General features: G+C 39.4%; 11 protein-coding genes. 9 read left to right on the forward strand and 2 right to left on the reverse strand.

The window, feature by feature from the left end:
- Positions 1-219 precede the first annotated feature (219 nt).
- Genes L1S31_RS08280 through L1S31_RS08295 form a run of 4 tightly spaced genes read left to right on the forward strand, consistent with a single transcriptional unit; the run spans position 220 to position 4,290 of the window.
- A complete protein-coding gene (locus tag L1S31_RS08280) occupies positions 220-2,763 on the forward strand; it encodes an ATP-dependent Clp protease ATP-binding subunit (RefSeq protein WP_236464258.1) in 2,544 nt (847 codons plus the stop codon).
- Positions 2,764-2,818: 55 nt separating this feature from the next.
- Positions 2,819-3,334, forward strand: a complete 516-nt coding sequence (locus tag L1S31_RS08285) for a DUF421 domain-containing protein (protein ID WP_236464259.1) — start codon at positions 2,819-2,821, stop codon at positions 3,332-3,334.
- Between the two features lie 3 nt (positions 3,335-3,337).
- Positions 3,338-3,919, forward strand: coding sequence for a TMEM175 family protein (locus L1S31_RS08290; protein ID WP_236464260.1), 582 nt, complete (start codon positions 3,338-3,340; stop codon positions 3,917-3,919).
- A 2-nt stretch (positions 3,920-3,921) separates the two neighbouring features.
- Positions 3,922-4,290, forward strand: coding sequence for a DUF1304 domain-containing protein (locus tag L1S31_RS08295; RefSeq protein ID WP_236464261.1), 369 nt, complete (start codon positions 3,922-3,924; stop codon positions 4,288-4,290).
- Here the strand turns inward: L1S31_RS08295 and hutH are convergent.
- Positions 4,287-5,789 carry a histidine ammonia-lyase gene (gene hutH, locus L1S31_RS08300; RefSeq protein WP_236464262.1) on the reverse strand — a complete coding sequence of 501 codons (1,503 nt, stop codon included), beginning with the start codon at positions 5,787-5,789 and terminating at the stop codon, positions 4,287-4,289. The genes L1S31_RS08295 and hutH overlap by 4 nt on opposite strands.
- A 395-nt stretch (positions 5,790-6,184) precedes the next feature.
- Between hutH and thrA the strand changes: the two genes are divergently transcribed.
- From thrA to L1S31_RS08320, 4 genes are read left to right on the forward strand one after another with little or no spacing between them, the layout of a single operon-like run.
- Positions 6,185-8,632, forward strand: a complete 2,448-nt coding sequence (gene thrA / locus L1S31_RS08305; RefSeq protein WP_236464263.1) for a bifunctional aspartate kinase/homoserine dehydrogenase I — start codon at positions 6,185-6,187, stop codon at positions 8,630-8,632.
- Positions 8,633-8,635: 3 nt separating this feature from the next.
- The gene (locus L1S31_RS08310; RefSeq protein WP_236464264.1) at positions 8,636-9,559 is read left to right on the forward strand and encodes a homoserine kinase; all 924 of its coding nucleotides are present in this window, start codon (positions 8,636-8,638) and stop codon (positions 9,557-9,559) included.
- Positions 9,560-9,561: 2 nt separating this feature from the next.
- On the forward strand, positions 9,562-10,848 hold the full coding sequence (gene thrC / locus L1S31_RS08315) for a threonine synthase (protein ID WP_236464265.1): 1,287 nt from the start codon (positions 9,562-9,564) through the stop codon (positions 10,846-10,848).
- 30 nt (positions 10,849-10,878) lie between these two features.
- On the forward strand, positions 10,879-12,063 hold the full coding sequence (locus L1S31_RS08320; RefSeq protein ID WP_236464266.1) for a hypothetical protein: 1,185 nt from the start codon (positions 10,879-10,881) through the stop codon (positions 12,061-12,063).
- Between the two features lie 38 nt (positions 12,064-12,101).
- On the opposite strand, the gene ytxJ is transcribed toward L1S31_RS08320, so the two are convergent.
- Complete coding sequence (ytxJ, locus tag L1S31_RS08325; protein ID WP_236464267.1) at positions 12,102-12,437, reverse strand: bacillithiol system redox-active protein YtxJ; 336 nt, start codon at positions 12,435-12,437, stop codon at positions 12,102-12,104.
- A gap of 102 nt (positions 12,438-12,539) precedes the next feature.
- Here ytxJ and L1S31_RS08330 point away from each other — a divergent pair, with 102 nt between their 5' ends.
- The gene (locus L1S31_RS08330; RefSeq protein WP_236464268.1) at positions 12,540-13,967 is read left to right on the forward strand and encodes an L-serine ammonia-lyase; all 1,428 of its coding nucleotides are present in this window, start codon (positions 12,540-12,542) and stop codon (positions 13,965-13,967) included.
- Positions 13,968-13,991: the final 24 nt, after the last annotated feature.

A 13,991-nucleotide genomic window follows, 5' to 3' on the forward strand; every position in this document is an offset into this window, starting at 1 on the left:
GCTAATATAGGGCAATTAAAAAAATTTAGACACATTTTTACTTCACAAATTTCAATGATTTATTAACAAAATAGGTGCTTTTTTTGGTTAATAAGTTAGTGACTTAACTACTTTTATTATTGGCTTTTTTTTTGTCAATTAGCTGACAGTACTTTTAGTCGGAATAGTTTTTGTTAGAATGATTCTGAATAACTAAATTTACATTACCAATTATATATTATGGATGATAATTTTTCACCAAGAGTAAAAGACGTGATTACCTACAGCAAGGAAGAAGCTTTGCGATTGGGTCACGATTTTATTGGGACAGAGCATTTGATGCTCGGAATATTAAGAGATGGAAATGGCAAAGCGATTACTATTCTCAATAATCTTTCCATTGATTTAGAACATTTGCGTAAAAAGGTTGAAATATTAAGTCCGGCAAACCCAAATGTTGAAATAAGCAACGAAAAGAAGAACCTACACTTGACCCGTCAAGCGGAACGCGCTTTGAAAACTACTTTTTTGGAAGCTAAAGTTTTTCAAAGCACGTCTATCAGTACTGCACATTTATTATTGTGTATTTTAAGGAATGAGAATGATCCAACAACCAAACTACTGCATCGTCTGAAAATTGACTATAACGTGGTTAAAGAACAGTATTTAAATATGACACCTAACGAAGAAGATTTCAATGATAATTTGCCAACAAACGAGTCTTATAATGATGACGCAGGACAAGATGACAGTTTAAAGGAAGGTAGTTTCAACAATCCGGCGAATAAAACCAACAAAAAATCGAAAACTCCGGTTTTGGATAATTTTGGGCGTGACTTAACGGAATTGGCTGAAGAAGGAAAACTGGACCCAGTTGTTGGTCGTGAAAAAGAGATCGAAAGGGTTTCACAGATTCTAAGCCGTAGAAAGAAAAACAATCCATTATTGATAGGAGAACCAGGTGTTGGTAAATCTGCAATCGCTGAAGGTTTGGCTTTGCGCATCATCCAGAAAAAGGTTTCAAGGATTTTGTTCAACAAAAGAGTCGTGACTTTAGATTTAGCTTCTTTGGTTGCCGGAACAAAATACCGTGGACAGTTTGAGGAAAGAATGAAAGCAGTGATGAATGAGTTAGAGAAAAATGACGACATCATTCTTTTTATTGACGAAATCCACACCATTGTTGGTGCAGGTGGCGCCACAGGTTCGCTTGATGCTTCCAATATGTTCAAGCCGGCATTGGCAAGAGGTGAAATACAATGTATTGGTGCCACGACGTTGGACGAATACAGACAATACATCGAGAAAGATGGAGCTTTGGAAAGACGTTTCCAGAAAGTAATCGTTGAACCTACATCTGTAGAGGAAACTATCACCATTCTGAACAATATCAAAAACAAATACGAAGACCATCATAACGTAATCTACACAGACGAAGCTATCGAAGCTTGTGTAAAATTGACCAACAGATACATGTCAGAGCGTTTCCTTCCGGACAAGGCTATTGATGCTATGGATGAAGCTGGTTCAAGGGTTCATATTACCAATATTGATGTGCCAAAACAAATCCTTGATTTGGAGAGACAGCTGGAAGAAGTACGTGACCTTAAAAATTCTGTTGTTAAGAAACAGAAATATGAAGAAGCGGCCAAACTCCGTGACGATGAAAAACGTTTGGAAAAAGACCTTGCAATCGCTCAGGAACAGTGGGAAGAGGATTCTAAAAGCAATCGTATCCGTGTAACTGAAGATAATGTTGCCGATGTAGTTTCGATGATGACCGGAATTCCGGTGAATAGAATTGCGCAGACAGAAAGCAACAAACTGGCGCATTTACCTGATTTAATCAAAGGAAAAGTTATTGGCCAGGATGAAGCAGTTATCAAAATTGCACGTTCAATCCAAAGAAACCGTGCCGGGCTGAAAGATCCAAACCGACCAATTGGTTCGTTTATCTTCTTAGGTCAAACCGGTGTTGGTAAAACGCAGTTGGCTAAAGTTCTTGCCAAAGAATTATTTGACTCAGAAGACGCATTGGTTCGTATCGACATGAGTGAATATATGGAGAAATTCGCTATCTCACGTTTGATTGGTGCACCTCCGGGATATGTTGGCTATGAAGAAGGTGGGCAATTGACCGAGAAAGTTCGTAGAAAACCATATTGTGTTGTCCTTTTGGATGAGATTGAAAAAGCACACCCAGATGTGTTCAACATGATGTTGCAAGTACTTGACGATGGATATCTTACTGATAGTTTAGGTCGTAAAATCGATTTCAAAAACACCATTATCATTATGACTTCTAATGTTGGAGCACGCCAATTGAAAGACTTCGGACAAGGTGTTGGATTCGGAACGGCAGCCAAAATTGCGCAGGCCGATGACAATTCTAAGAGCGTTATCGAAAATGCATTGAAGAAAACATTTGCTCCTGAATTCCTAAACCGAATTGACGATGTAATCGTATTCAATCCACTGGAAAAAGAACATATCGATTTGATCATCGAAATCGAATTGAAAAAACTATACGGCAGGATTGCTGAATTAGGGTACACCTTAAACCTGTCTGACAAAGCGAAAGCATTTATTGCGGAAAAAGGTTTTGACAAACAATTTGGTGCGCGTCCGTTAAAAAGAGCCATCCAGAAATATGTTGAAGATGCTTTAGCGGAAGAAATCATTACCTCCAAAATAAATTCAGGGGATGAAATCTTTATGGATTTAGACGAAACTTCACAAGAGTTGACAGTCACTATCAAAAAAGCTAAAAAGCCTACGAATTAAAAGATAAATATTTAACTTTAAGCCACGAATCAATTCGTGGCTTTTTTTATAGACTATGAATCCTTACCTAGACATTATCCTTCGAAGCGTTGCTGTATATATCTTTATGCTGGTTGCTATCCGCGTTTTTGGAAAAAAAGAATTATCCCAACTCAACACTGCCGACATTATCCTGATTTTACTGATAAGCAATTCGGTGCAGAATGCAATGGTCGGAAGCAATTCCTCGCTACAGGGCGGATTGGTTGCTGCCTTGGTTCTGTTTATTGTCAACTATCTCGTTAAACGAATCATTTACAAATCAAAAATAATTAACGATTTGGTAGAAGACAAACCCGAAATCCTAATCCATGACGGCAAACTCGATTTCAAAACTTTGGCACGGCTTGAGATCTCTTCATCAGAACTGGAAGAAGTTGTCCGCGAACACGGCGTTCAGCATTTTAGTGATGTCAAATTGGCAATGATGGAAATTGATGGAAATATCAGCGTGATTTCGGGAGAGAAGGCTTTAAAACAAACGCATCACAAACGTAAAATCCATAAAACATTAGGAACCGTCAACAATTAAATTATGAATAAAAACCGACTCGAAGCTTTCAGCGATGGTGTTCTGGCCATTATCATCACCATTATGGTCCTCGAATTCAAGATTCCCGAAGGTTCACATTATGAGGATTTACAACCTTTGATTCCCAAGTTCCTGAGCTATGTTTTGAGTTTTATTTATGTTGGGATCTATTGGAACAACCATCACCACATGATGCATACGGTCAAACAGGTCAATGGGAAAATTCTTTGGGCAAACCTGCATCTGCTGTTTTGGCTTTCGCTGATTCCGTTTGCCACAGCCTGGAACGGTGAAAACAACTTCGCTCCTATTCCAATGATGCTATACGGAATAATCCTGCTGATGAATGGCGTGGCTTATTTTGTTTTGCAACAATTAATTTTAAAACACGACGGCAAAGATTCGTTATTGTCTAAGGCTTTGGGCAAGGATTTCAAAGGCAAATCTTCGCCGATTTTGTATACAATTGCTATTTTGTTTGCTAATTTCTACCCAATAGTTTCAGGTGGAATTTACATCTTGGTTGCACTGATGTGGCTAATTCCAGATTCAAGAATCGAGCGTATTTTTAACGAAAACCAATAATCATGAACATACTTTCACAACTCATTATCGGATTTATTGCAGCATTGCATATTTATATTCTTTGGCTCGAAATGTTTGCCTGGACTACACGCGGGCGAAAAGTCTTCAAATCCATACCCGAAGACCAGTTTGAAAAAACCAAAGTAATGGCCGCAAACCAAGGATTATATAACGGTTTCCTCGCTGCAGGTTTGATCTGGTCGCTTTGCATTACCAATGTTGACTGGAGTAAAAATGTGGCAATCTTTTTCCTTTCCTGCGTTTTGGTTGCCGGAATTTATGGCGCAATGACCGCTTCCAAAAGAATCTTTGTAGTGCAGGCTGTTCCTGCTATTTTGGGATTGCTGAGTTTTATGCTGCAGTTGAATTAATCCTCAAGCTCCACCATAAAACTATTCAAAAACGCCACTGAATTCTCAATATCATAATGCAGGATTCGATCTTCCTTTACCAATGGAACATCTTCCCTGTAGGATTTCAAAAACGATTCTATAAACTCACTCGATTGCAATGGTTTTCTAAAAGATATTGCCTGAGAGGCATTCATTAATTCTATTGCCAAAATCCTTTCCAGGTTCTCCATCACTTTCAAACATTTAGTTGCAGCATTTGCCCCCATAGAAACATGATCTTCCTGTCCGTTGCTCGAAACAATACTGTCTACACTTGCCGGAGTTGCCAATTGCTTGTTCTGGCTGGCAATGCTTGCTGCAGTGTATTGCGGAATCATAAATCCGGAATTCAATCCCGGATTGTCCACCAAAAATGCAGGCAAACCTCTTAACCCTGAAATCAGTTGATACGTCCTTCTTTCGGAAATGCTTCCCAGTTCGGCTAAAGCAATAGCAAGGAAGTCCAATGTTAAAGCCAATGGCTGCCCATGGAAATTTCCACCCGAAATAATCACATCTTCCTCAATAAAAATATTGGGGTTATCAGTAACCGAATTGATTTCGGTCTTGAATACTTTTTTCACATAATCAATTGTGTCCTTTGAAGCTCCATGAACCTGCGGCATACAACGGAAAGCATAAGGATCCTGAACGTGTTCTTTATGTTGGGCAATAATCTGGCTGCCTTCCAGCAATTCATTCATCCTTCGTGCGGTTACAATCTGCCCTTTGTGCGGACGCACCATGTGGATTAATTCATTGAAAGGCTCAATCCTTCCATCAAATCCTTCCAAGGAAACAGCACCAATCACATCGGCAAAATACGAATATTTAGCAGCTTTCATCAGGATATAACAACCATAAGAACTCATAAACTGTGTTCCGTTGAGCAAAGCCAAACCTTCCTTAGACTGCAATACAATTGGCTCCCAATTAAATTTCTTCAAAACTTGGGAAGAATGCACTTTACTACCTTCAAAATTTACTTCACCTTCACCCAACAGCGGTAAGGATAAATGTGCCAATGGCGCTAAATCGCCACTCGCACCAAGCGAACCCTGAGTATAAATCACAGGAAGAATGTCATTGTTATAAAAATCCACCAAACGCTCAACAGTGATCAACTGAACACCTGAATGTCCGTAGCTCAAAGACTGAATCTTAAGCAACAGCATAATCTTTACGATTTCTGCAGGAACTTCATCTCCTGTTCCGCAGGCGTGTGATTTCACTAAGTTTTCCTGGAGCTGCGATAGGTTTTCATTGGAAATTTTCACATTACACAACGAACCAAAACCAGTATTGATGCCATAAATTGGCTTGTCATTCGACGCCATTTTCTTGTCTAAATAATCACGGCATTTCTGAATGTTGACTTTGGCTTCTTCCGAAAGTGCAAGCGATTTATTTTGAGAGATAATTTCCGCTAACTGCTCTAAACTCAATACTTCCGAACTGATATAGTGTGTGTTTTCCATTTTTTATTTGCAAATTGAGTCCAAAATTCCACAAACAAACGCTAAAAAACAAGTTTTGCCGATACTATTTTATTGTGAAATTGCTAACGAAACCTTACATCTGATAGAAAAAATCCTAATACCTTTTACTCATTACCAGAAAAATACGATTTTGATAAAAATAAAGCCAAAGCTTTTTTCATAGCCAAAAAATGCTATTTTTGGAAAACTATGTGGAAAAATAACAACAAATACCCTTTGACGACGACAGCTAATACATTGGCTGTAACCACTGTTGTTACCACAACAACTACAACCCCGTTTGGGGTATAATCATTTCATATAATCCTGTGACCTGTTCTTTCATTGTGAAAGAAAAAAAATAATGACCTTACATTTCCTTAAAAAATAGAAAAATGATAGTATTAAAATTTGGCGGAACTTCAGTTGCCAATGCAGAAAATATTTCAAAAACAATAGCGATTGTAGCCAACAAAAGCAAAGAAGATAAATTAGCCGTAGTGGTTTCAGCCTTTAGTGGTGTTACCGATTTGTTGATCCTTGCCGGTAAAACAGCTTCCGCAAAAGACAAAGCCTATAAAGAAATCATCAGCGATATTGATAAAAAACACAAGGATGCGATTGACGAATTGATTCCGCTGAGCGAACAAAGCGAAATCATCGAAAAAATCAACAGCGACATCAATCTTTTGAAAACCCTGCTTGACGGCTGTTATCTTTTGGGTGAATTATCCAACAGGACTGCCGATATCGTAGCTGGTTTTGGCGAATTATTGTCTTCCCAGATCATCGCAGTTGCCTTGAAACAAAAAGTCAGTAATTCTACCTTTAAGGATAGCCGCGAAGTAATCAAAACGAATTCGAATTTTGGAAAAGCAAGTGTTGATTTTGCCATAACAAACAAGCTTATCGCCGATTATTTTAAAAAGAATGATTTTCAGGTGGTTTTATTTCCCGGATTCATCGCTTCTTCTGTAGATGGGAATACTACAACCTTAGGCCGTGGTGGTTCTGATTATACCGCAGCAATCATTGCAGCCGCAGTAAAATCGAATGTTTTGGAAATCTGGACCGACGTAAACGGAATGTTTACAGCCAATCCGAGAGTTGTTAAACAGGCACAGCCAATCGAAACGATTTCGTATCAGGAAGCTATGGAACTGTCGCATTTTGGCGCTAAGGTTTTATATCCGCCAACAATACAACCCGTTTTAAAGGATAACATTCCCATCTTTATCAAAAACACTTTCGAACCCGAAGTTTACGGAACCTTAATTTCCAATAATCCGGCAGCGACTAATAACCCTATTAAAGGGATTTCACATATTGACAATATTGCATTGCTTACCCTCGAAGGTTCTGGAATGGTTGGTGTTGCAGGTTCTTCCAAACGTCTATTCGAGGTATTGTCTAACGAAAGTATAAACGTAATTTTCATTACACAGGCTTCTTCTGAACATTCAATCTGCATTGGTATTTTGAGTTCCGATGCCGAACGTGCAAAAACTGCCATTGACAAGGCATTTGAACTCGAAATAGCACAAGGAAAAGTAGATCCGTGCATTATCGAAAAAGAGTTGTGCATTGTAGCCTTAGTAGGTGAAAGCATGAAAAACCATCAGGGAATCAGCGGGAAAATGTTTAGCACTTTAGGGAAGAACAATGTGAATATCCGTGCGATTGCACAAGGTGCTTCCGAAAGAAACATCTCTGTAGTTATCAATGAAAAAGATGTCAAAAAAGCGCTCAACACCTTACACGAACGTTTCTTTGAAGATAATACCAAACAGCTGAACCTGTTTGTAATGGGAATCGGAAACGTAGGCGAAAAATTCATCGACCAAATCGCTCAGCAAAAGAAATTCCTAAAGGAAAACCTGAAAATCAACCTTCGTGTAATCGCCTTGTCCAATTCCCGTAAAATGGTTTTCAACGAAGACGGAATCGATTTAAAGGATTGGAAAACTGCCGTTGACAATGGTGAAAAAGCCAATGTGGAAAGCTTTATCGCAAAGGTAAAAGACCTAAACTTACGCAATAGTATTTTCGTTGATATTACAGCAAATTATGATATTGCCAGCATTTACAGCAAATTCCTGAGTGAGAACATTGCAGTAGTAACCTGTAACAAGATTGCCTGTTCGTCTGAATATGACAACTACAAAAACCTGAAAAGCCTTTCGAGGAAATACAACGCGCCATTCCTATTTGAAACCAATGTTGGAGCCGGATTACCAATCATTGATACGCTGAAACATTTAATTGCTTCTGGTGATAAAGTAAACAAAATCCAGGCAGTTTTGTCGGGAAGTTTGAACTTTATCTTCAATAATTTTAGCGATACTTATAATTTTCATGACGTTGTTAAAGAAGCAGGTGTTCAAGGATTTACAGAACCTGACCCAAAAATTGATTTAAGCGGTGTTGATGTTGCACGCAAAATATTAATCCTGATTCGCGAGAGCGGTTACCAAATGGATATTGAAGATATTGAGAACAATTGCTTCCTTCCTCAGGAATGTATGGACACCACCAACAATGAAGATTTCTTCAAGTCGTTGACTAAGCACGATGCCCATTTCAACAAACTTTTGGCCGATGCCAAATCAAAAGACAGCCGTATTAAATTCGTAGCCAAATACGACAACGGAAAAGCCTCCGTTGGACTGCAGTTCATTCCAAAGGAAAGTCCGTTTTACAATCTGGAAGGGAAAGATAACATCGTCGAATTTTACACCGATCGTTATGTTGATCAACCGCTAATCATCAAAGGTGCGGGTGCCGGTGCCGCGGTGACTGCTTCAGGGATTTTTGCCGATGTAATCCGAATTGGAAACGTATAAATCATGAGTAACGAAATTAAAATATTCTGCCCTGCCACCATCGCCAACCTCAATTGCGGCTTTGACGTCATGGGTTTATGCCTTGACGGGATTGGGGATGAAATGATTATCCGGAAAGTTGCCGGAAAAGGAATCAAAATCACCAAAATCACTGGCGCCGATCTGCCATTGGAAACAGAAAAAAATGTTGCAGGAGTTGCTGGTTTGGCGCTATTGAACGCTACGAAATCCGACTTTGGTTTTGAAATTGAAATCCATAAAAAAATAAAGGCCGGCAGCGGGATTGGAAGCAGTTCGGCAAGTGCAGCCGGAGCAGTTTTTGGCATCAACGAACTTTTGGGCAGGCCATTTACCAAACACGAATTGGTTTATTTTGCAATGAAAGGCGAAGTAGTTGCCAGTGGAAGCGAACATGCCGACAATGTTGCGCCTTGTGTTTTAGGCGGATTTACATTGGTTCGTGGTTATAATCCGTTGGATGTCATTAAGATTGAGAGTCCAAGTGAAATATACGCAGTGGTTTTGCATCCGCACATTGAAGTGAAAACTTCGGATTCGCGTGCGGTTTTAAAACCTGAAGTTTCACTCAAAAATGCCATCACACAATGGGGAAATTTAGGTGGATTAATTGCAGGATTGTATACGAAAGATTATAATCTTATTGGCCGTTCGTTAAACGATGTCATCGTTGAACCAGCAAGAAAGCATTTGATTCCGAATTTTGATAAAGTTAAAAACAGTGCTTTAGAAAATGGCGCTTTGGGTGCCGGGATATCTGGTGCCGGACCATCGATTTTTGCACTATGCAAAGGAAAAACAATTGCAGACAATGTGGCTAAAAGCATGAAAGATGCTTATGCAGATACCGGAATTCCTTTCGATATCCATATTTCAAAAGTGAATGATGAAGGAACAAAAATCATATAAAAATGAAGTATTTTAGTTTAAATGATAAATCACATAAAGTTAGTTTCCAACAGGCTGTCGTTGCCGGATTGGCGCCAGACAGAGGTTTGTATTTCCCTGAAAGCATAACACCACTACCCGATTCTTTCTTTGAAAATATCGAAAATCTTTCCCACGAGGAAATTGCTTTTGAAGCAATCAAACAATTTGTTGGCGATGAGATTCCGGAAACCGAATTAAAGAGGATCGTTGCCGAAACGCTATGCTTTGATTTTCCCTGCGTTCCTGTGGAAGATAATGTCTTTTCCCTCGAATTATTCCATGGTCCAACTATGGCCTTTAAGGATGTTGGCGGCCGATTCATGTCGCGTTGTTTGGGCTATTTCAACAGGGATAAAGACATAAAAAATACTGTACTAGTTGCAACTTCCGGAGATACCGGCGGCGCTGTTGCCAGCGGTTTCCTTGGCGTAAAAGGCGTAGAAGTTATCATTCTCTATCCTTCGGGCAAAGTGAGTGACATTCAGGAAAGGCAGCTTACTACTTTAGGCCAAAACATAAAAGCACTCGAAGTTGACGGCGTATTTGATGACTGCCAGGATATGGTCAAGAAAGCTTTTTTGGATGATGGTTTGAAACATAAAAACCTGACTTCAGCAAACTCAATTAACATCGCGCGCTGGCTTCCTCAAATGTTCTATATTTTCTTTGCGTACCAACAATTAAAAAAACACAACAAACCTATCATACTTTCATGCCCTAGTGGGAATTTCGGGAACATCTGTGCCGGAATCATGGCAAAAAGATTAGGCCTGCCAATTACCCATTTTGTGGCTTCTACCAATTCGAATGACACGGTCCCAAGATTTTTGGAAAAAGGAAATTACGATCCAAAACCTTCTGTCGCAACAATTTCAAATGCGATGGATGTTGGGAATCCAAGTAATTTTATCCGAATCCAGGAATTGTATCATAACGATTTAAACGAATTTGAAAAAGACTTCTCTTCTTACAGCTATACTGATGCCCAGACTGAAGCTGCCATCAAAGACATCTATAACCGGACGAAATACGTGGCCGAGCCTCATGGCGCTGTTGGTTATTTGGGTTTGAAAAAGGAAATGGCAAAACAACCAGGCAGTATTGGCGTTTTTCTCGAAACAGCGCATCCAATTAAGTTCCTTGATGTTGTAGAACCTTTGCTGAACATAAAGCTACCAATTCCAAAACAGATTGAAAGTGTGCTGGGTAAGGAAAAAGTACGCACCAAGATTAAGACTTATGAAGATTTGAAGCAGTTTTTAAATTGATTTTCTATATTTGTGGAAACAACTTTTCACATGAAAAAAACTACTTTTTTACTTGCTTTCTTTTTAATTATTAGCGCCTGTGGCGTTAAGCAAACCCGCAACCTGGTTTCTGAAGGCGATTATGATTCCGCTATTGACAAAGCTGTCGATGGATTGCGTGGCAACAAAAACGCTAAAGGCAGACAGGATTACGTCTATTTACTGGAAGAGGCTTTCGCCAAAGCCAAAGAGCGTGATTTGCGAAACATCAACAGTTGGTTTAAGGATGCCAATCCGCAGAACCTTGAAAAAATATATACTACGTATGTACAGTTGAATTCCCGCCAGGAAAAGATCCGTCCGTTATTGCCGTTGAAATTATTAAAGGAAGGACGCGATGCCATTTTCCCATTTGATGACTATACCGACCAGATTGTAAGTAGTAAAAATGCTTTGTCAAAATATCTTTATGACAATTCTAAGGCGCTTTTGGCAAACAAGGATAAAATGGTAATTCGTCGGGCTTATGATGATTTGGTGTATCTGGAAAGCATTAATCCCGGATTTAAGGATGTTGCCAAATTAACCGATGAAGCTAAATTCAAAGGAACAGACTTTGTCAATGTGTATACGAAAAACGAAACCAATATGGTCATTCCTGCACGTTTACAGGATGATTTATTGGATTTCAGTACTTATGGCTTAAACGATAAATGGACGGTTTACCACAGCAACCGCCAGAAAGGAATTGACTACGATTATGGTTTGATTGTCAATTTCAGGCAAATAAACATTTCACCAGAGCAGGTTAAGGAAAAACAATTCGACAAGGAAAAATTGGTTAAAGTTGGGCTTAAAAACCTATTGGACGCTAATGGACATGCCGTAAGGGACAGCCTTGGCCACCCAATTAAGGTTGACGACATGAGAACAGTGCGCATCAGTATTTATGAGTTTTCACAAATCAAATCCTGTCAGGTTACGGCAAAAGTGGACTACATCAATTTCAAAAACAACCAGTTGATTGAAACTTTTCCGATAGCAAGTGAATTCGTGTTTACCAATATGTATTCGAAATACAAAGGCGACAAACGTGCTTGTGAAGATACCTACTATCCAAATTTCAATAAAAAACCGGTTCCGTTTCCTAGCAACGAACAAATGGTTTCCGACACAGGAAATGATTTAAAGGCCAAATTGAAAGACATCATCGTCAGGAATAAATTCAGAAGATAAATAAAAAATCCCTCAATTAGAGGGATTTTTTATAGGTATTAATCTAATTTCGTTGCATCGATGCGTTCATGCGAAGCATCATAAATCGCTTTCCCATTCTTGATGATAATGACTTGTGGTGATTGATGAATCACATTATAACGATGTGCAATTTCATTTGAAATATCGCGGTGTTCCAATAAATCCAAAAAATACGGAATGATTTCTCCTTGTGGATTGAACTCATTTTCAAACATTTTCAATGCTGATTTACTGATAAAACAACGCGTGCTATGTTTGAAAATCAGTATTGGGTTTTCAAATGATTCCGCTTCAATCGTATCCAATTGTCCTAAAGTTTCTATTCGATTCCAGTCCATTTTGTATTTCTTCATAATGTTTGGACAAAATTACAACTTTTAACGCTGCCCAAATGCATGCTTAACATTTCCTAATCGCGAATTCGCTATATTTGCTTAACTAAATCGATCTAGTTTATGGAAGAATGCATTTCCGTTTTTGATATGCTTAAAATTGGTGTCGGGCCATCGAGTTCACACACACTTGGACCTTGGCGTGCTGCTGAGCGTTTTTTATCAGAGTTGCAAACCGAAAACCTATTCGATAAAATAACACGTGTTAAAGTCGATTTGTATGGTTCGCTTTCGCTGACAGGAAAAGGCCACGCTACCGATTTGGCAATAATGCTTGGCTTAAGTGGCCAGGATCCCGAATACATTCCTGTTCAAAACATCGCCGGTATTATCAAAAACATCGAAGACAAAAATGAAATCCATCTGGGAAACAAAACCAAAATCCCATTTTATTTTTTGCAGGATATTGTCTTCAATAAAAACTTCCTTCCTTTTCATGCGAATGGTTTGATGTTTACCGCTTACCTGAATGACGATACGGAGTATGCCTCGACTTTCTACTCCATTGGTGGCGGATTTGTAGTCAAGGAAGAGCGCGTCAATGCCATAAAGAAAATGGAAATCAAATGTGCATTTCCCTATCCGATCCAAAACGCAGAAGAATTGTTGCAATACACCATCAACCTCAACAAATCCATTTCTGAAGTCGTTTACGAAAACGAAAAATCGATGCGTTCTGAAGCTGATATCCATCACGAACTGATGCGTATTTGGAATACAATGCTCGAATGCATGTACATTGGCTGTCATTCAGAAGGCGTTCTGCCTGGCGGTTTGAACGTCAGAAGGCGTGCTTTTGACATGCATCAGAACCTTATTGGTTTAGCCAATTATACCAATCCACAGGAATGGCTTGAGACCATTCGAAAAACAGAAGTAAAGTTTAGGCAGATATTGAAATGGGTTTCCTGTTTTGCCTTAGCGGTAAACGAAGTAAATGCTGCTTTAGGAAGAGTTGTAACCGCACCAACCAATGGAAGTGCAGGTGTAATTCCATCTGTTTTGATGTATTACCTGGTAATCGAAAACCACGATGCCGGTGAAAAGGAAATCAAACAATTCCTGATGGTTGCCGGTGAAATTGGAAGTATCTTCAAAAAAGGTTCCACCATATCTGCGGCTATGGGTGGCTGCCAGGCCGAAATTGGCGTTTCTTCTGCAATGGCTGCAGCAGCATTGTGCGAAGTAATGGGCGGAACTCCGGACCAGGTTTTAATGGCTGCCGAAATTGCAATGGAACATCACCTAGGAATGACCTGTGACCCTATTGGCGGTTTGGTTCAGATTCCATGCATTGAACGCAATACCATGGGCGCCATCAAGGCTATCAATGCTGCGGAACTGGCTATGGAAACGGACGCTAAAAATGCCAAAGTCCCATTGGATAAAGTCATTGAAACCATGTGGAAAACTGCAAAAGACATGAATTCGAAATACAAGGAAACTTCTGAAGGAGGTTTGGCAGTGGCTGTAAATATGGCCGACTGCTAGCAAATCTTGTAACTTTTTAAGCTA

The sequence above is a fragment of the Flavobacterium wongokense genome (assembly GCF_021608265.1).
Taxonomy (GTDB): Bacteria; Bacteroidota; Bacteroidia; order Flavobacteriales; family Flavobacteriaceae; genus Flavobacterium; species Flavobacterium wongokense.

What these genes read in the sequence shown, in the direction of transcription:
- L1S31_RS08280 (WP_236464258.1), top strand. Translation starts at nt 220, where the DNA reads ATGGATGATAATTTTTCACCAAGAGTAAAAGACGTGATTACCTACAGC.
- L1S31_RS08285 (WP_236464259.1), top strand. Translation starts at nt 2,819, where the DNA reads ATGAATCCTTACCTAGACATTATCCTTCGAAGCGTTGCTGTATATATC.
- L1S31_RS08290 (WP_236464260.1), top strand. Translation starts at nt 3,338, where the DNA reads ATGAATAAAAACCGACTCGAAGCTTTCAGCGATGGTGTTCTGGCCATT.
- L1S31_RS08295 (WP_236464261.1), top strand. Translation starts at nt 3,922, where the DNA reads ATGAACATACTTTCACAACTCATTATCGGATTTATTGCAGCATTGCAT.
- hutH (WP_236464262.1), bottom strand. Translation starts at nt 5,789, where the DNA reads ATGGAAAACACACACTATATCAGTTCGGAAGTATTGAGTTTAGAGCAG.
- thrA (WP_236464263.1), top strand. Translation starts at nt 6,185, where the DNA reads ATGATAGTATTAAAATTTGGCGGAACTTCAGTTGCCAATGCAGAAAAT.
- L1S31_RS08310 (WP_236464264.1), top strand. Translation starts at nt 8,636, where the DNA reads ATGAGTAACGAAATTAAAATATTCTGCCCTGCCACCATCGCCAACCTC.
- thrC (WP_236464265.1), top strand. Translation starts at nt 9,562, where the DNA reads ATGAAGTATTTTAGTTTAAATGATAAATCACATAAAGTTAGTTTCCAA.
- L1S31_RS08320 (WP_236464266.1), top strand. Translation starts at nt 10,879, where the DNA reads ATGAAAAAAACTACTTTTTTACTTGCTTTCTTTTTAATTATTAGCGCC.
- ytxJ (WP_236464267.1), bottom strand. Translation starts at nt 12,437, where the DNA reads ATGAAGAAATACAAAATGGACTGGAATCGAATAGAAACTTTAGGACAA.
- L1S31_RS08330 (WP_236464268.1), top strand. Translation starts at nt 12,540, where the DNA reads ATGGAAGAATGCATTTCCGTTTTTGATATGCTTAAAATTGGTGTCGGG.